The sequence below is a fragment of the Luteolibacter sp. LG18 genome, assembly GCF_036322585.1.
Lineage (GTDB): Bacteria > Verrucomicrobiota > Verrucomicrobiia > Verrucomicrobiales > Akkermansiaceae > Luteolibacter.
This window is the reverse complement of sequence record NZ_AP024600.1, coordinates 3,511,634-3,528,967: the sequence shown is the minus strand read 5'-3', so window position 1 is coordinate 3,528,967 and position 17,334 is coordinate 3,511,634. Positions and strand designations below refer to the sequence as shown.

The window sequence follows — 17,334 nt, the reverse complement described above, 5'->3', positions numbered from 1 at the left end:
TCCCACCAAACGAAGCGACGGGACGCGCCCGTGGCAGCGGACATAACTGTTCGACCCGGTCGCCCCGGCGGTGCGACCCTACCTTTGCAGCCCGCCTCTGGAGGTAGGGTCATCTCGCCGAGATGACCGGGCGGTGGACGCCGTGCGCAAACAGGACACCGTCCCACCAAACGAAGCGATGGGACGCGCCCGTGGCGGCAGACGCAACCGTTCGACCCGGTCGCCCCGGCGGTGCGACCCTACCTTTGCAGCCCACCCCTGGAGGTAGGGGCATCTCGCCGAGATGACCGGGCGGTGGACGCCGTGCGCGGGAGAGAAATCCGCCCCAACAAGCTCCGGATTCGCACGCCTCAAGGATGATGCCCCGCTCGACCGAACCGACCTTCCACCAGCCCCAAAGGGGCGTCATGCGATAGCCCAGGACATCGCCCTCATTCCTTATACACATCGTCTATCGAGAGTGGGCACTCTTTCGCCCCGGCAGGGGCAGCAGAAATTAGCCGGTCGGCAAGGAGCGTAGCGACGCCGCCACCGGACCCACCCCGCGGAATAAAATGCCTCCCGGAGGGAGGCGAGAAATCCACCCCGGCTCCACGGAAGGAATCGGAAATGAAATCCCGCAGGCCTCCGCACCCGGCCGCGCTCCCCTCCAAGATCGAATCACCCTCCCCGAGATGTCGTCGCCTTGGTCAAACAGAATGAACAAAAGAGGACAAACACCGATGCCGTCACGAGCCAGCCTCTCTTCTCCATTTTGTTAATCCTGCAAAATTCTGTTAATTCTGTCCAAAAGGGCCTGAGCTCCTCCCAAAGCCATCCTCATCCTCTTCCATTAACGTCCATCTGCGTTCATTTGACCCATGCTTTTAGGAATGAGACTGTGGGTCCATCTCGCTTTGCTCGATTGCGGTTAAAATAATCTTTCACACAACACCCTACGCCGCCACCCCCGCCATCAGGCGCAGCACCGCATCCTGCGTCGCCGTCTCATGCGGCAGCTCGCCCACCAGGTCGCCCTCCCGCATCACCAGCACCCGCGTCGAAAGGTTCAGCAGCTCCGGCAACTCCGAGGACACCAGCATCACCGCCAGCCCCTGCTGCGCCAGGTCGTCCACCAGCGCGTGGATCGCCGCCTTCGCGCCGACATCCACCCCGCGCGTCGGCTCGTCCACGATCAGGAACTTCCCACCGCGGGCCAGCCACTTCGCCAGCACCACCTTCTGCTGGTTGCCCCCGCTCAGCGAGTTCACCGGCGCGTCCAGCGACGCCGCCTTCACCCGCAGCTTCGCGAAATACTCCTCCGCCACTTGCTTCTCGCCCGCGTGGTCGAGCACCCCGAAACGCCGCAACCGGTCGAGGATGGCCATGCCGATGTTCGAGCGGCACGACATCCCCAGCACGCAGCCCTGGCGCTTCCGGTCCTCCGGCACCAGCCCCACCCCGGCCGCGAGCGAGGCCCGGATCGAGCCGAGCTTCAGCGTCTCGCCGCCGATCGTCACCGTGCCGGTCGCGCGTGGATCGAGCCCGAAGATCGCTTGCGCGATCTCGCTGCGGCCCGCGCCCACCAGCCCGGCGAAGCCGACGATCTCACCGGCCCGCACGTCGAACGACACGCCGCGGAATTTCCCCGGCGAGCTCAGGTCGCGCACGCTCAGCACCACCTCCCCCACCCGGCGGTCGCCGTGGGCGGGAAGGTAGTCCTGCACGCTGCGCCCGATCATCATTGAGACCACCGCGTCGTGCGTCATCTCGGCCTTCGCCAGCGTCCCCACATACTGTCCGTCCCGTAGCACGCTGATGCGGTCGCAGAGGCGGAACAGTTCCGGCATCCGGTGGGAAACGTAGATCGTCGTGATCCCGCGGTCCTTGAGGCTTTCGATCAGCCGGAAGAGGTTCTGCGCGTCCGGCTCCGCCAGCGAGCTGGTCGGCTCGTCGAAGACGATGATCCGCGGGTTCGTGCCCACCGCCGCGGCGATCTGCACCAGTTGCTCCTGCGCGGTGGAAAGGCTGCGCATCGGCTGCCACACGTCCAGCTCGATGCCGATGTCGCCGAGCAGCCGCGCGGCCTCCCGCGCCATCGCCGCCCGGTCCAGCATCCCCCGGCGGCGCGGGTAGCGGCCCATGCACAGGTTCTCCGCCACGCTCAGGTCCGGGCAGAACGCCAGCTCCTGGTGGACCATCGCCACCCCCGCCGCCTGCGCGTCGCGCGGCGAGGAGAAGGCATGGGCGGTGCCGTCGATCTCCAGCCCGCCGCCGTCCGGCCGGTGGATGCCCGCCAGCACCTTGCCCAGCGTGGACTTGCCCGCGCCGTTCTCCCCCATCAGGCCGTGGCACTCGCCGCGGCCGATCGCGAGGGAGACGTCCTTCAGCGCGGTAACCCCGCCGAAGACCTTGGTGATGCCGTCGAAACGGATGAAGCCGGAGTCGTTCATGGCAAAATCACTTGGCGAGCCACTTCTCCCAGTTCTTGCCGAACCCATCGACATTCTCCTTCGTCACCTTCGTGAGCGGATCGACCACCCGCGCGTCGGCGGGCGATTTGTTGTCCAGCACCTTGTCGAGCAGGATGCCCACCGACTTCGTGCCCCAGCCGTAGCAATCCTGAGCCAGCAGCACCTCCACGTGGCCGGATTTCAGGTAGCCGAGCTGCGCCGGCAGCGCGTCGACCGACGCCACCTTGATCGAACCCGCGGGCCACTTCAGCGCGTCCGCGGTGAACAGCGGCCAACCGCCGATGAACGCCCAGCCCTGGATGCCCGGGTTGGCGTTCTGCGCGGACTGCACCGCCTCCGCCGCCTTCTCCGGCGTTTCCACGTGGTAGAACACGCCGGGCTCGTTGAGCTTCATCTCCGGATACTTCGCCAGCGCCGCCTTGGCACCCGCCACGCGGTTCTGGAGATTCGGCGCGCTCTGGTTGCCGCCGAGGATCGCGATGCTGCCCTTGTTGCCCATCGCCTTCGCCAGTTCGTCCACGGTGCGCTCGCCACACGACTTGTCGTCGGTGCCGTAGTAGGCGAAGCGCTTGCTGCCGGGAGCATCGGAGTCGAAGCACATCACCGCCACGCCCTTGGCCACCGCCTTGTCGATCGCGGGCTGCACGGTGTTCGCCTCGGAGCAGGAGATCGCGATGCCCTGCGCGCCCTGGCGGACCAGCGCCTCGATCGCCTCGGCCTGCTTGGTGGCGTCCTCGTCGTTCGGCGTGCGGATCTCGATCTCCACCTCCACGTCGTGGCTGGCGGAGTATTCACGGGCGGCGTCCTTGGCTCCGGTCTGCGCGGCCTGGAAGACGTCGTTGGTCAGGCTCTTGCCAATGAAGCCGATGAGGACCTTGCGTTTGCCGCCCTCGCCGGTGGCGGCCTTCTTGGTGCAGCCGGTGAAGGTGAGACAGCCCGCGGCAACGATCGCGCAGGCGAGAAGGGATTTGGTGTTCATCATGGTGGGGTTTATGGGAGTGAGGTTCAGTGTTTGGCGGAGGCGCGGCGCGCGCGCAGGTGGGAGCCGAGGCGGTCGAGCGAGACGGCCACGATGATGGCCAGCCCGATGATCACCAGGCGGTACTCCTGCGCCAGGCGCAGGATGATGATGCCGTTCTCGATCAGCGCGATGACCAGCGTGCCCAGCAGCGCGCCAAGCGCCGTGCCGCGCCCGCCCAGGAGACTCGCGCCACCGACCACCGCCGCCGCGATCACGGTCAGCTCGTAGCCGGTGCCGGTACTGGTGGAAGCGGTGCCGAAGCGACCCACCGACACCATCCCGGCGATGCCCGCGCACAACCCGGCCAGCGCGTAGGTCCGCAGCTTGATCCAGCCGACGCGCAGGCCGCTGAAGCGCGCCGCCTCCTCGTTGCCGCCGATCGCGTAGGTCTCGCGGCCCGCCACCAGCATCCGCAGGTAGAACGCGCCCGCCACGATGCAGACCAGCATGATCACCAGCGGCATCGGCTGGAGACCGCCGACCTCGATGCGCATGAAGTCCGTCGTGAACGCCTGCGGCAACCGCTTGCCCGCGGCCGGCAGGGTCTTCTCCGCGGGCAACACGTTCGCCAGTCCGCGGAAGATGCTCATCGTGCCGAGTGTGACAATGAAGGGATGCAGCGAGAGTCCGACGATCAGCCCGCCGTTGATCAACCCGCAAAGCAGGCCGATCCCGAGCGGCACGCACACCGCCAGCGGCAGCACCTGGATCGCGGGCGCGTCCGCGGGCAGCCTCTGGAGCACCGCCGCCGTGCCGAGCGCGGAAAGCGCCATCACCGAACCCACCGAGATGTCGATCCCGCCGGTGATGATCACCAGCGTGAGGCCCACGGCCATGATCGCATAGTAGGACATCGGCGTGGCGATGCCATCGATGAGGTTGTCCGCGTTGAGGAAGGTGTTCGGGCGCCCCGGCGCGGCCTCGTTCCAGCCGTGGATGCCGAGGACCGTGCCGATCAACAGCACGACCAGCAGCAGCCCCAGCTCCTGGCCGAGCGAGCGCCTGATGGATGTCAACATGCCCGCGCGTGCGGGCGAGGGTTTTTCAATGGTGGCCACGGTTGGCATGGGATTCATGGTGCGGAAGGGGTTCTCTCCCCGCCCGGAACGAAGGACGGAGGCGAATGAAGGAAAGACGGTCGTTCATCGTGGCTCCGACACTTATCCCAAGATAGGCAAAAGCCGGAACCGAAGTCCAGTGGCACGGCGGAAGATCCGGACCTGCCAGGGCTAACGGAAAAGGGGCATGAGCACTCGACAGGATCGCCTTGGAGTTGGAAAGACCGCTGCAATTTGACAGTCATATTACGACCCCATCCATGAACACCTCCCCGCCGGAACGATCGCCGTCGAGGATTCCGACCCGGGGCACGCGTCCTCCAACAAGACGGATTGGACTCGGAAGCCGTCGAAAAAACAACTTCACCCACCGGTGGACAGGCATGGACGTGGATCAAAGGAGAAAGGGTCGGCTTCGGAAGGAGCGTTGACCCAACAAAATCCCCTCTTCCATCTGCGTTTTTAACGTCCATCTGCGGTTCAAATTCTTTCTCCCGCTTTCGCCACTCGTGCCTCAAGCGAGCTCCGCGCGTCTTCAGACAGCTTCTTAATGCCTTGCGTCGCCCTGCTCCCGGCCCGACTATGCCTCGCGGCAAGGCTTGGCCATCGTCCAGGCCCGGCGCGCCGCTCCGATCCGCGACCCCAGACCACCGGAAATGACGACACCCCATCGAGTGACCATCAAGGACATCGCGCGCAGCGTCGGGCTCAGCACCGCGGCCGTCTCGCAGGCCTTGCGTCCTCGCTCGGACTCCAACATCAAGCTCCAGGCGGACACCGCCGAACGCATCCGCGAGGCCGCCCGCAAGCTGAACTACCAGCCGCACTCCGGCGCGCGCTCGATCCGCTCGAACACCTTCAACAACCTCGGCTACTTCGTCGCGAAGACCGGCCTGCTCACCAGCTCCCCGCAGGGCTACATGGCCGGCGTCCACGACGTCGCCGAGGAACAGGGCTACCGCATGACGATGATCCGCCTGCCGCGGAACGCCGAGGAACTCGAGAACATCGACGAGGTGATGCCCGGCGTCTTCAAGGAGCGCAACCTCGATGCCCTCGTCGTGGAAAGCTACAGCGAGCTGGCCGCGCACATCTACAAACGCATCCAGGCCAACCGCATGCCCGTCGTCTTCGTCAACGACCGCCACAAGACCAACTCCGTCTACGTCGACGATGAGTGGGGCGCGGTGCAGGTCACCCAGCACCTCCTCGAACGCGGCTACCAGCGCATCGGCTTCATCCACCGCGAGGTGATCGGCGGCCCCACCGTCGCCCGCATGCACTACAGCGCCGCGGACCGCGAGAAGGGCTACCGCAAGGCGATGCGCGCCGCCGGCCGCAAGGCCGCCTGCCACGTCGCCCGCACCACCGGCGTGGTCGGCTCCGACGTCCTGCTCTCCGAGGAGGATTGGAAGGCGATCTCCGCCTTCGACGCGGTGGTCGCCTACGACGACGACCTGGCCAACCTGATCTGCCGCGCCGCCTACGACCGCGACCAGCGCGTCCCCGATCACCTCGCGGTGGCCGGTTTCAATGGCGACTACGCCTCGCTCAGCGGCTGGCGACACCTCACCACCGTGCGCATCCCCTCCTACGAGATGGGCCGTATGGCCGCGGAAATGGCCCTCAAATTGGTGAGCGGCGAAGGTGACACCACCCTGCCCTCGATCGCTTGCCGGCCGGAATTGGTCGTGGGTCAAACCACCTGACGGGCCCCCGCCCCCTCCGTGAGCACGCCGAACTTCGAAAGGATCTCGGCGTGCTTCTGGTCGCGATAGATCGAGGGAGGCATGCCCGCCAGCCGGATGAAGTGCCGGTTGAGGCTGCTGTGGTCGTAGAACCCTACCTCCACCGCGATGTCCTTGATCGGCGTGTTGGTCCCCGCCAGCAGGCGCTTCGCCTTCTCCACGCGGATGCGGATCAGGCACTCCATCGGGGTGATCCCCATGAAACGCTTGAACTGGCCGCGGAGCCCCTTCGGCGACAAGCCGCAGCGCTCCGCCAGTTCCGGCAGCTCGAGGGACTGGGTGTAGTGGCCGAGCAGGTACTCGACCGCGCCACGCACCCCGGGCAACTTGGTGGCCGGGACATGAGGTTCCCGGCCACCAGGCTCTATTGCATTACCCAGGTAATCGTTTCGATGCGGACCCGCGCCCGCGACCGCCGGTTCCAACGCGGATCCGGCCATGAAGATGGAAGAGGAATCGATCATAGCAATGGATCGGTTGAGGGGTTCAGATGCCGGGGCGGTTCCCAGCCGACAGCTTCCACGGCGCGGCCGCCGGGGAGGAGGTGTCGTAGGGCGGTCCTTCGCCCGCGGCGGGCATGCCGCCGTCGATGCGGAACACCGGCAGGATCGGCGAACCGGACGGGTCCTTGTCGTATTTCGCGCCAATTTCCTCGATCATGAGGTAGGCGAAGAAGAAGCCGCCGGGCACCTCGCTGACGAGGATCTCGATGGGATAGTCGGTGTTGTCGCGGGCCTCGAACTCCATGCCCACGCCCAGGCCGCGCAGCGCCTCCTTCGAGGCACCGGGCATGCTGTCATACGGATAGATCACCAGCGGCTTCGGCATCGCCAGATCGCGGCGCGCCTTTTCGAACTCGCGGTCCTCGACCTTGCCGGTGAGGCGGTCGAACTGCCCGGCCAGGCCGATGTTGCCGGTCGGGCCCTCGTAGCCGTAGTCGAAGACGTTGCGGTTGTTGAAACGGACCACCACCACGTCATCGCCCGCGCCGACGAACCGGAACTTCCCGGAATGCGGCGGTCGCACGGTGCCGCGGTAGATCGCCACCCACCGCGAGCCGGTCACCTCCTTCTCACACTGGAAGGCCTTCGGCGCGTCGTCCGCGCTCATGTGCGGCATGTAGATCTTCGTCTGATAGAGCTTCTGCGGGGCCTTGTAGTAGCTCGCCTCGAACGACCGCTCGTTCCAGCCTCGCGACACGAAGCCGTGGATGATCTCGCGGGTGGCCGGGATGATCTCCCCCCACTCCGTCTTCTTGCCCAGCGGCGTGGGATTGCGCTTCGGGTCCTGCTTGAGGTCGTAGAACGTTCCGACCAAACCAGTCGCCCCGGGCGTGATCATGCCGAAGGGGCTCATGGTGCCGGCTCCGCCGCCGAGACCCGGGCCGTTGCCGGAGCCGAACCCCGGCCCCTTGCCATCGCCGCGGCCACCGCCCGATCCCGAGCCGCCCAGACCGCCCGAGAGCCCCGAGCTGAGCGCCCCCACCGAGGACATCGACGCGGACGCCTCCGGCTCGGGCAGCGTGAAGCTGCCCGCCGTGCCCTTCGACACCAGCCGCGGCATGTCCGCGGTGTGCATCATCGGCGCGCGCTGCTTCTTCACCGCCACCTTCTCCGCGGCACTGCTGCCCCCACCTCCACCGCGCGGCATGAAGTCCACCACGTCCTTCTTCTTCTCCGGGATGATCTGGAAAATCCACACCACCCCGATCGCGAGCAGGACCGCGTGGACCATGATCGAAATCGACAGCGAGCCGCCGCCGATCTTCTTCCAGAACGAGGCCCGGGCCGGTTTCGACCGGGGCGTGGTTTCAGTGACGGGATACGAATCGAGGTGGGAGTCCGCGTTCATGAGCAAAGGGAGTCAGATGAAGCCGGAGGGCGCGGGCCGATCGTGAAACGAACGCGACCATGCATCTCCCCCGGCACCGCTTCAAGATTAAAATTAACCGTTTAATTGCAGGCGACTGAAAAACCCCCGCAGGGGTGATAAACCATGATAAAACCGTCAACCGGCCTGCCCGTAATAGGCCCCGGCACCATGTTTCCGCGAGAAATGCTTCTCCAGCAGATGCCCCGGAGCCGCCGGAGCCGCCGGGTTCAGCGACAGCGCCTTGATCGCCATGTCCGCCACGATCTCGAGCGCCAGCGCGTTCTCCACCGCCTTCGCCCCGGACGCCCCCCAGGCAAAGGGCCCGTGGTTCCGCACCAGCACCGCCGGCACATCCATGGGATCGATCCCCGCGAAGCGCTCGACGATCACCTTGCCGGTCTCCCATTCATAGGCACCACCGACTTCCTCCGGCGTCATGGTGCGGGTGACCGGCACCGGGCCATTGAAGTAATCGCAGTGAGTGGTCCCCAGCACCGGCAGGTCCAGCGCCGCCTGGGCGAAGGCCACCGCGGAGCGGGAATGGGTGTGGACCACCGAGCGGATGCCCGCGAAATGCAGGAACAAGCAGCGGTGCGTGGGCGCGTCCGACGACGGCCGCAGGGTGCCCTCGATGACGTTGCCGTCGTAATCGAGCACCACCATGTCGTCCACCGTAAGGGCGTCATACGCCACGCCGCTGGGCTTGATCGCGAACACCCGGCGCTCCGGATCGGCGACGGAGACGTTCCCGAAGGTGAGGTCGACGAGGCCGGTGCGCGGCAGCGCGAGGTTCGCGGCCAGGCATTCCTCCTTGATGGATTGGTAGCTCATGGCGGTCAGCCCTGGAGGCCTTGGGCGAGGTGGTGGTAGAGGTCCTGCTGGCGGAGCTCGGTCTTGTAGGAACGGAGGCCGGTGCCGGCATCGATGACGCTGAGTTCGATCCGCGCCATCTCGGTGAAGTCCTCGAGGTGCTCGGTGGTCAGCGAGTAGGAGAGCACGGTGTGGTGCGCTCCGCCGGCGTGGATCCACGCGGCGGTGGCGGTCTTGAGATCGGGCTGCGGCTTCCACAGCACGCGGGCCACGGGGAGCTTCGGCAACGTGTGGCACGGGGCCACGCACTCGACCTCGTTGACGAGGAACCGGTGGCGGTTGCCGAGGTCGATGACGGATGCATTCACGGCGGCACCCGCGCCGCAATCGAAGACCATGCGGCAGGGATCCTCCTTCCCGCCGATGCCCAGCGGGTGGATCTCGATCCGCGGCACCTCGCTGGCGATCGAGGGGCAGATCTCCAGCATGTGCGCGCCGAGGATGAGCGGATCGGCGGGATCGAGGTGATAGGTGTAGTCCTCCATGAAGGACGTGCCGCCCTCCAGGCCGTGGGCCATCACCTTCATCACGCGGGTGAGCGCGGCGGTTTTCCAATCGCCCTCGCCCGCGAAGCCGTAGCCATCCTCCATCAGCCGCTGCACCGCGAGGCCGGGGAGCTGCTTCATGCCGTGAAGGTCCTCGAAGGTGGTGGTGAAGGCGGTGAAGCCACCTTCCTCCAGCAGCGCGCGCAGGCCGATCTCGATCGCGGCGGAATCGCGCAGCGACTGGTGGCGGGCCCCACCCTTCTGCAACTCGGGAGCAACGCGGTATTTCTCCTCATACAAGGCGCAGAGGGCATCGATCTGCTCCGCGGTGGCGGCGTCCACCTTGGCAACGAGATCGCCGATGCCGTGGGTGTTCACCTCCCAGCCGAAGCGGATCTGGGCGGAAACCTTGTCACCCTCCGTCACCGCCACGTGGCGCATGTTGTCGCCGATGCGGGCGAGCTTCAGGTTCCGCGAGGCGTGCCAACCGCGGGCGGCGCGGGACCACGCGGCGAGGCGCGCGTGGACGTCCGGGTCCTGCCAGTGGCCGACGACGACCTTCCGCGGCAGGCGCAGGCGCGCGCCGATGTGGCCGAACTCCCGGCCGCCGTGGGCGGTCTGGTTCAGGTTCATGAAGTCCATGTCGATGGACTCCCACGGGATGTCGCGGTTGAACTGGGTGTGCAGGTCGGCCAGCGGCTTGCGCAGGATCTGGAGGCCCTCGATCCACATCTTCGCGGGGGAGAAGGTGTGCATCCAGGCGATGAGGCCGATGCAGTTGGGCGCGGAGTTCGCATCGACCGCCAGTTGCGTGATCTCGGCGGAGGACTTGAGGACCGGCTTGAAGACGACCTTGTGCGGCAGCGCGCCGGAGGCGTTCAGGGCATCGACGACGGCCTGCGAGTGCACATCCACCTGGGCGAGTGCCTCGGGGCCGTAGAGGTGCTGGGAGCCGGTGACGAACCAGACTTCAAGGTGGTCGAAGGAATTGATGGCGGACATGGGTGGTTCAGTTCCGGTGTTTGGATTTCAGCGAAAGGAGGTCCTTCATGACGTGGCCGAGGCCGCGGTCCGGCGCGACGCCGCCGAAGGAGTCGTGGAGGTCGCGGTAGAGCCGGTAGAGTTCGTCGTAGGTTTCCCGGTTCTCCGGGATCGGCTGGTAGACGGTGTCCTTCAGGCCGGTCATTGCGGCCTGGGCGGTGGCGAAATCCGCGTGCACCCCGGCGACGACCGCCGCGCCGATGGCGGAACCGAGCGCGCAGGATTGGGACGAGCGGGACAGGCGCATCTCGCAGCCGGTGACATCGGCATAGATCTGCATGAGCAGGGCGTTCTTTTCGGCGATGCCGCCGGAGCAGACGATGCGCTCGACGGGCACGCCGTAGTCGCGGATGCGGTCGATGATGGCGCGGGCGCCGAAGGCGGTGGCCTCAATGAGCGCGCGGTAGATCTCGGCGCGGGTGGTGTAGAGCGTCTGGCCGAGAAGCAGGCCGGTGAGGCTCTGATCGACGAGGATGGTGCGGTTGCCATTGTTCCAATCCAAGGCCAGCAGACCGGATTGGGCGGGCTTCAGCAAGGCGGCCTCGCCGGTAAGGGGTCCGTGCAGCGAGACATCGCCGAGCACGCCTTCCACATACCATTTGAAGATATCGCCGACGGCGGATTGCCCGGCCTCGATGCCGTGGTAGCCGGGGAGGATCGCACCCTTCACGATGCCGCAGATCCCGGGGATATCCGCCACCTCCTTGTCGGCGGAAACGACCGCACAATCGCAGGTGGAGGTGCCGATGATCTTCACCAAGGTCCCCTCCTCCACCCCGCAGCCGATGGCCCCGTAGTGGACGTCCATCTCGCCGATGGCGATGGGAATGCCCGCGGGCAGGCCGAGCTTCTCGGCCCACTCCGGACAAAGGTGGCCAGCGGGCACGGAGGCATCGTGCGCCTGCTCGTAGAGGCGGTCGCGGAGATCGGCGAGGCGCGGGTCGAGGGCGGACAGGAATTCCTTGTCCGGCAGGCCGCCCCAGTCCTCGGCGTAGAGCGCCTTGTGCCCGGCCATGCACACGCCGCGGCGGATCAGGCGCGGATCGGAGATCCCGGCAAGCACGGCGGGGATGAAATCGGAAAGCTCGACCCAGGAATACGCGGCCTCGAAGACGGAGGGATCGACCTTCAGGCAGTGCCAGAGCTTTGCCCAGAACCATTCGGACGAGTAGGTGCCGCCGATCTTCGCGAGATACTGCGGTCGTAGTTCCCGTGCCTTCGCGGTGATCGCGGCGGCCTCCGGGATGGAAGTGTGGTCCTTCCACAGCCAGCACTGGGCGTTCGGGTTCGCGGCGTGGCGGGGATCGGACGCGAGCGGAACATTGGCGGCGTCCACCGGCAGCGGGCTGGAGCCGGTGCCGTCCATGCCGATGCCCGCCACCTGGTCCGGGCTGAACGCGGGGTCCTCGGCGCGGGCGGCCTCAAGGGCGAGCAGCACCGACTTCTCCAGCACGAAAAGGTAGTCGGCCGGACTCTGGCGGGCGAGGTGGTGATCGGCTGAGTCGAGCAGGATGCCCTGGTGACCGGAGGGGTAATCGACCACCGCCGTGCCGATCTCGCGGCCATCGGCGCAATCGACGACAAGCGCGCGGGCCGAGTTGGTTCCATAGTCGAGACCGATCGTGTAAGGCATGGAGCGTTTGATGCACCCGCGGTCCGCCTCACGGAAGCGGCTTGCCGTATGACCGTCATATTACGATCGTGACAAAGCGATTTCCGTGTTAAACAAGCGCTCTATGGCAGAGCCGACCATGGCCGACATCGCGAGAATCACCGGCGTTTCCAAGAACACCGTGAGCCTGGCGTTGCGCGGCAGCAGCCGGGTGCGGGAGGACACGCGGCAGCGGGTGGAGCAGGCCGCGCGGAAGCTGGGCTACCGCCTGAATCCCACCGTGGCCCACCTGATGGCGGAGCTGCGCCAGAACCGCACGGTGGGTTTTCAGGCGACGCTGGCGATGATCAACGCGCACGAGACCCGCGACGCCTTCACCACCCACCCCACGATCCCGATCTACGTGGAAGGCTGCCGCCAGAGGGCGAAACACCTGGGTTACAAGCTGGATGAATTCTGGATGCATGAGCCGGACATGCCGGTGGGACGCTGGCAATCGATCTTCCGCGCACGCAACATCCGCGGTCTGCTGATCGTGGGGCTGATGCGCGGCAACCGCCTGCCATCGCGGCTCGCGCCGCTGTGGGAGGAGTTCCCCACGCTGGTGACCGGCGTGCGCACGCGCGACCCCGAGCTGTCCTACACGTGCAGCGACCACCACACGCTCGCCCTGAAAGCCTTCGAGAAAGCGGTCGAACTCGGTTACCAACGCCCGGCCCTGGTGCTGGACCGGGTGATCGACGAGTTGATCGAGGGCCGGTTCACCGCCGGTTTCCTCACTGGCCAGAGCCGCCTCATTCCGATCCGCCACCGCACGCGGCCGTTCTACGATGTCGAGGCGGCGCGAAAGGAACGGGAGGTGTTCACCCGTTGGTTCAAGCGCAACCGACCGGATGTGATCTTCACCCTCTACCACGAGGTGAAACGTTGGGTGCAGGACATGGGACTGCGGGTGCCGCAGGACGTGGGCTTGATCCAGTATGAATGGCGCGCCGACCACGGTGCCTGGACCGGCATGGATCAGCGCAACGACCTCGTCGGCGCGACGGCGGTGGACATGCTGGTTTCGATGATCCACCACAACGCCCACGGCGTGCCGGATTACCCGGTGGCGACCTTGATCGGGAGCCAGTGGATCGAGGGCGGGACCACCAAGGGATAACCCCCTTGCCGCCTGCGCACAAACGGGCCGGAAACGCATGGGCATCGGCTTGGTTTCCCTTTCACCGGCAAGCCCTCGTGCCTCGTCTCCTCGTCTTTCAAATTAATCGATTAATTTTTTCTTGCCGAAGCGAGGGATGTACTCCATCCGTTCATACACGGATTGGATCGGGGTTTCCCGTTCCACCGGTTCGTTGCTCGTCCGCCACGCCGCTCACCCAGAGTATTCCGGCCTGATCAATTAATCGTTTTATCGGCACACCATCGCAACCACCCCGTGGCCGGTCGCCCCGAAAGGAGCGACCGGCCATCTGGAACCCTTCCACGCTTCCCCACACCGGACCCCACGCGAAATCCGAAGCCCCCTCGACAACCCATGAACCCGCTTGCCATCCAAAAACCCCGTTTGTCCTTCCGCGCCCCCCTGCCCGTCACGTGTAGCCTCCCCCTGCTGCTCGCACTCGGCACGGTGAACGCCGCGGACTGGACCGGCGCGACCGACTCGAATTGGAGCACACCCGGCAACTGGACCGGCGGCAGCGTGCCAGGAGCAACGGTGAACGCCGTGGTCAACACCAGCACCGGCAACATCGCCACCATCTCCGCGGACGTCACTGACACACCGACCGAGATCGTGATCGGCGGCTGGTTCAACACCGGCCGGGTGGACCACACCGCGGGCACGCTGGGCACGGTCCACGCCGGTTGGCCGCTGGGCTGGCTGCTGGTCGGTTTCGGCGTGAACGGCAACGGCACCTACAACCTCGCGAACACGGCCACCACCGGCGGCACTCTCACCGGCTACGGCACCGGATCGGGCACGCTGAACATCACCGACGCCGTGTTCCTGGGCGAGCCCTTCGGTGACAACACCCAGGCCGGCACCTCGACGCTCAACATCAACACCACCGGCGCGCTCAACATCACCTTCGGCCTCAATGGCGCGCCGAACCTGTATCAATCCACGGTCAACCTCGATGCCGGCACGGTGAACATCGGCCAGGAACTGTGGGTGGCGCGCAACGGCACCGGGGTCTTCAACCAATCCGGCGGCACGGTGAACTCGACGGGCTGGTTGGTGCTGAGCCGCTACAACACCGCAACCTCCACCTACAACCTGACCGGCGGCACCGTGAACGCGGCGACCAGCTACGGCAATGTACCGCTCGTTTCGGAAGGCGGCAGCGGCACGCTCAACGTGAGCGGCGGCCTCTTCAACACCCCGGCGGCGCTGTGGGTGGCGGAAGGTTACGGCGGCTCCGGCACCGGCACGCTGAACCTCTCCGGCAGCGGCGTGGTGAAGGTGGGCAACACCACCGATGGCGTGCGGATGGCGGTGAACGGCGGCACCAACGGCATCGTCAACCTCAACGGCGGCACGCTTGAAACGCCGGTGGTCACCAACGGCAACGGCACGGGCACCTTCAACTTCAACGGCGGCACACTGAAGGGCACCCAAACGCGCTCCGATTTCGTGGCCGGCATCAGCCACACGTGGGTGAAGGCGGGCGGCGCGGTGATCGATTCGGCCGGTTTCAATCTCGTGATCCCGCAGGCACTGCTGACCGACACGGTTTCGACCGGCGGTGGCCTGACCAAAACGGGCGCGGGCGACCTGGCCCTGACCGGTGCCAACACCTACACCGGTGAGACCAAGGTATTGGCCGGCTCGCTGACCCTCAGCTCGGCGTTCCTGGCCGATGCCTCGACGGTGCGCATCAGCGGCGGCGCCACGCTGGCACTCACCCATGGCGCGACCGACGTGATCCGCAAGCTTTACGTCAACGGCACCCAGCTCGCCGCCGGTCTCTACCGCTCCGCGGATGGCAGTGGCGACGGCACGGTGCTGGCCGAACTGAGCGGCACCGGCAAGCTGCAGGTGACGACCAACCCCGTGAGCGAGGCCTATGAGACCTGGATCGCCAGCTACTTCCCCGGCCAGACCAACCCCGCGGTGGTGGACGTCACGGCCGATCCGGATGGCGACGGCAAAACCAACCTGAACGAGTTCGCCTTCGACGACAGCCCGGCCTCCGCCACCACCGCCGGCAAAATGGTGGGCAAAACCGCCATGGTGGACGGCGAGCAGTCCTACGTGCTGGTGCTGCCGGTGCGCGACGGCGCGACGTTCAGCGGATCGGCCGAGCAAACGTCCTCGACGGTGGACGGCATCCGCTACCGGATCGAAGGCAGCATGGACCTCGCGGCGTGGAACCTTTCGGTGGTCGAGGTGCTGGGTGCCGACAAGGCGGCCGCGGAGGCCTCGATGCCGGCGCTGCACAGCGGCTGGAGCTACCGGAGCTTCTCCATTGGAGCTCCCCTCGCCTTCAGCTCCAGGGCATTCCTCCGCGCGGTGGCCATCCAGCAACCCTGACCTCCCCGTGCTGCCGTGGCGTTCCATCCCTTCCACCGCTCCATGATCCCGATGTCCCGACTGCTTCCCGTCCTGGCTGCCGCCCTCTGCTCGGCGGCAGCCTCCCTTCCCGCGCACGCATGGCAATCCGACAACGGCGATGGAACGTTCACGAATCCGCCGCTGTACGCGGACTACCCGGATCCGGACGTGATCCGGGTGGGCGATGACTTCTATTTCGTCACCACCACCTTCGCGAACTCCCCCGGCCTGCGCATCCTGCATTCGAAGGACCTCGTGAACTGGGAAATCCTCGGCCACGTGGTGGAGCGCCTCGAAGGCAGCGAGAAATTCGACCTGAAAAACGGCAACGCCTACCGCGGCGGGATCTTCGCGCCGAGCATCCGCCACCGCGGCGGGGTCTTCTACGTGGTGGTCACGCCGGTGGGTCAGAACACGCGGATCTATCAGACGAAGGACCCGAAGGGCCCGTGGACCTGCCACGAGCTGGATCGCCCGGCTTTCGATCCCGGGTTCTTCATCGATGACGATGGCAAGGGCTACATCATCACCTCCGGCGGATGGGACGGCACCGCCACGCTGCTCACCCTGAACGAGGACTACACCAAGGTCACCTCCGAGGAAAAGGTCCACTTCAACAAGGGCGCGGAAGGTTCGAAGCTGGTGAAACGCGGCGGGTGGTACTATCTCTTCAACGCGATCCCCGGCCGACTGGCGCTCACCGTTTCCCGCGCCAAGAGCCTGCACGGGCCGTGGGAAACGCGCGAGCAGATCGACGACCGCACCGGTGGCCACCAAGGCGCGATCGTGGACCTGCCGGACGGCCGGGACTTCGGCTTCGTGATGATCGACAACCGCTTCGCGGGCCGGATGACGAATTTCAGCCCGGTGTTCTGGGAAGACGGCTGGCCGGTGTGGGGCACGAAGGAGGCGCCGGGCAAGGTGCCGGAGCGCGCGGAGAAGCCGGTGAAGGGCGGGCCCGTGATGCAGCCCGCCACCTCGGACACCTTCAACTCCGCCACCCTCGGCGTGCAGTGGGAGTGGAACCACAATCCGGACACCGCCCGCTGGTCGCTCATCGAGCGCCCCGGTTTCCTGCGCCTCCACGCGACCGAGGCCAGCACCCTGTGGACGGCGAGGAACACGCTCACGCAAAAGGGCCAGGGACCGTGGAGCCGAGGCGATGTGAAGCTGGACCTGCGCAACCTCAAGCCGGGCGACACCTGCGGCTTCGGCACCTTCGGCAAGGTCAACGGCCACATCGCGGTGACCTGCGGCGCGGACGGCGCGCTCGCGCTCGGCATGCAGGTGATCGAGGACACCACGCAGGGCCAGAAGACGGACGTGCGCGTGGCACCGCAGCCGTTCCGGGCAAAGGAGGTCTTCCTGCGCACCGAGCTCGATTTCAAGTCCGGCAAGGCGATGTGCGCCTACAGCCTGGATGCGAAGGAATGGAAGACCCTCGGTGGCGAGTTCGACGCCACCTATGACTGGCAGACCGGCACCTTCCAGGGGCCGCAGTTCGCCCTCTTCTGTTTCAACCCGAAGCCCGGCGCGGGCTTCGTGGACGTGGACGCGTTCCGTTTCTCCGACCAGCGCTGACCGCGCGGCCGCACGCGCCCCATCCCCACAACACCGG

The 17,334-nt window shown here is 66.4% G+C and carries 12 protein-coding genes; 4 read left to right on the top strand and 8 right to left on the bottom strand.

Annotation, left to right across the window (positions count from 1 at the left end):
• Positions 1 to 935 precede the first annotated feature (935 nt).
• Genes llg_RS14100 through llg_RS14090 form a run of 3 tightly spaced genes read right to left on the bottom strand, consistent with a single transcriptional unit; the run spans position 936 to position 4,550 of the window.
• Positions 936 to 2,432 (bottom strand): sugar ABC transporter ATP-binding protein, encoded by a 1,497-nt coding sequence (locus llg_RS14100; RefSeq protein WP_338285317.1) that lies wholly within the window; start codon positions 2,430 to 2,432, stop codon positions 936 to 938.
• 7 nt (positions 2,433 to 2,439) lie between these two features.
• Positions 2,440 to 3,435, bottom strand: coding sequence for a substrate-binding domain-containing protein (locus tag llg_RS14095; RefSeq protein ID WP_338285316.1), 996 nt, complete (start codon positions 3,433 to 3,435; stop codon positions 2,440 to 2,442).
• A gap of 23 nt (positions 3,436 to 3,458) precedes the next feature.
• Positions 3,459 to 4,550 carry an ABC transporter permease gene (locus tag llg_RS14090; protein WP_338285315.1) on the bottom strand — a complete coding sequence of 364 codons (1,092 nt, stop codon included), beginning with the start codon at positions 4,548 to 4,550 and terminating at the stop codon, positions 3,459 to 3,461.
• Positions 4,551 to 5,188: 638 nt separating this feature from the next.
• Here llg_RS14090 and llg_RS14085 point away from each other — a divergent pair.
• Complete coding sequence (locus llg_RS14085) at positions 5,189 to 6,241, top strand: LacI family DNA-binding transcriptional regulator (RefSeq protein WP_338285314.1); 1,053 nt, start codon at positions 5,189 to 5,191, stop codon at positions 6,239 to 6,241.
• Here llg_RS14085 and llg_RS14080 read toward each other — a convergent pair.
• The 5 genes from llg_RS14080 to llg_RS14060 all read right to left on the bottom strand — a co-directional run bounded on the left by llg_RS14080 (position 6,229) and on the right by llg_RS14060 (position 12,181).
• Positions 6,229 to 6,597, bottom strand: a complete 369-nt coding sequence (locus llg_RS14080; protein WP_338285313.1) for an AraC family transcriptional regulator — start codon at positions 6,595 to 6,597, stop codon at positions 6,229 to 6,231. The genes llg_RS14085 and llg_RS14080 overlap by 13 nt on opposite strands.
• Before the next feature lie 169 nt (positions 6,598 to 6,766).
• Positions 6,767 to 8,131: a hypothetical protein gene (locus llg_RS14075; RefSeq protein ID WP_338285312.1), complete on the bottom strand. Its 1,365-nt coding sequence runs from the start codon at positions 8,129 to 8,131 to the stop codon at positions 6,767 to 6,769.
• 156 nt (positions 8,132 to 8,287) lie between these two features.
• On the bottom strand, positions 8,288 to 8,983 hold the full coding sequence (araD, locus tag llg_RS14070) for an L-ribulose-5-phosphate 4-epimerase AraD (RefSeq protein WP_338285311.1): 696 nt from the start codon (positions 8,981 to 8,983) through the stop codon (positions 8,288 to 8,290).
• 5 nt (positions 8,984 to 8,988) lie between these two features.
• Positions 8,989 to 10,509, bottom strand: coding sequence for an L-arabinose isomerase (gene araA / locus llg_RS14065; RefSeq protein WP_338285310.1), 1,521 nt, complete (start codon positions 10,507 to 10,509; stop codon positions 8,989 to 8,991).
• A 7-nt stretch (positions 10,510 to 10,516) separates the two neighbouring features.
• A complete protein-coding gene (locus llg_RS14060) occupies positions 10,517 to 12,181 on the bottom strand; it encodes a ribulokinase (RefSeq protein ID WP_338285309.1) in 1,665 nt (554 codons plus the stop codon).
• Between the two features lie 118 nt (positions 12,182 to 12,299).
• Between llg_RS14060 and llg_RS14055 the strand changes: the two genes are divergently transcribed.
• From llg_RS14055 to llg_RS14045, 3 genes are all read left to right on the top strand, one after another.
• Entirely contained in the window at positions 12,300 to 13,322 is a 1,023-nt protein-coding gene (locus llg_RS14055; RefSeq protein WP_338285308.1) for a LacI family DNA-binding transcriptional regulator, read from the top strand.
• A 375-nt stretch (positions 13,323 to 13,697) separates the two neighbouring features.
• A complete protein-coding gene (locus tag llg_RS14050) occupies positions 13,698 to 15,695 on the top strand; it encodes an autotransporter-associated beta strand repeat-containing protein (RefSeq protein ID WP_338285307.1) in 1,998 nt (665 codons plus the stop codon).
• A 51-nt stretch (positions 15,696 to 15,746) separates the two neighbouring features.
• Entirely contained in the window at positions 15,747 to 17,297 is a 1,551-nt protein-coding gene (locus llg_RS14045; protein ID WP_338285306.1) for a glycoside hydrolase 43 family protein, read from the top strand.
• Positions 17,298 to 17,334: the final 37 nt, after the last annotated feature.

Bases quoted from the DNA above. Each gene is read 5' to 3' on its own strand.
- llg_RS14100 (WP_338285317.1), bottom strand. From the start codon at position 2,432: ATGAACGACTCCGGCTTCATCCGTTTCGACGGCATCACCAAGGTCTTC.
- llg_RS14095 (WP_338285316.1), bottom strand. From the start codon at position 3,435: ATGATGAACACCAAATCCCTTCTCGCCTGCGCGATCGTTGCCGCGGGC.
- llg_RS14090 (WP_338285315.1), bottom strand. From the start codon at position 4,550: ATGAATCCCATGCCAACCGTGGCCACCATTGAAAAACCCTCGCCCGCA.
- llg_RS14085 (WP_338285314.1), top strand. From the start codon at position 5,189: ATGACGACACCCCATCGAGTGACCATCAAGGACATCGCGCGCAGCGTC.
- llg_RS14075 (WP_338285312.1), bottom strand. From the start codon at position 8,131: ATGAACGCGGACTCCCACCTCGATTCGTATCCCGTCACTGAAACCACG.
- araD (WP_338285311.1), bottom strand. From the start codon at position 8,983: ATGAGCTACCAATCCATCAAGGAGGAATGCCTGGCCGCGAACCTCGCG.
- araA (WP_338285310.1), bottom strand. From the start codon at position 10,509: ATGTCCGCCATCAATTCCTTCGACCACCTTGAAGTCTGGTTCGTCACC.
- llg_RS14060 (WP_338285309.1), bottom strand. From the start codon at position 12,181: ATGCCTTACACGATCGGTCTCGACTATGGAACCAACTCGGCCCGCGCG.
- llg_RS14055 (WP_338285308.1), top strand. From the start codon at position 12,300: ATGGCCGACATCGCGAGAATCACCGGCGTTTCCAAGAACACCGTGAGC.
- llg_RS14050 (WP_338285307.1), top strand. From the start codon at position 13,698: ATGAACCCGCTTGCCATCCAAAAACCCCGTTTGTCCTTCCGCGCCCCC.
- llg_RS14045 (WP_338285306.1), top strand. From the start codon at position 15,747: ATGTCCCGACTGCTTCCCGTCCTGGCTGCCGCCCTCTGCTCGGCGGCA.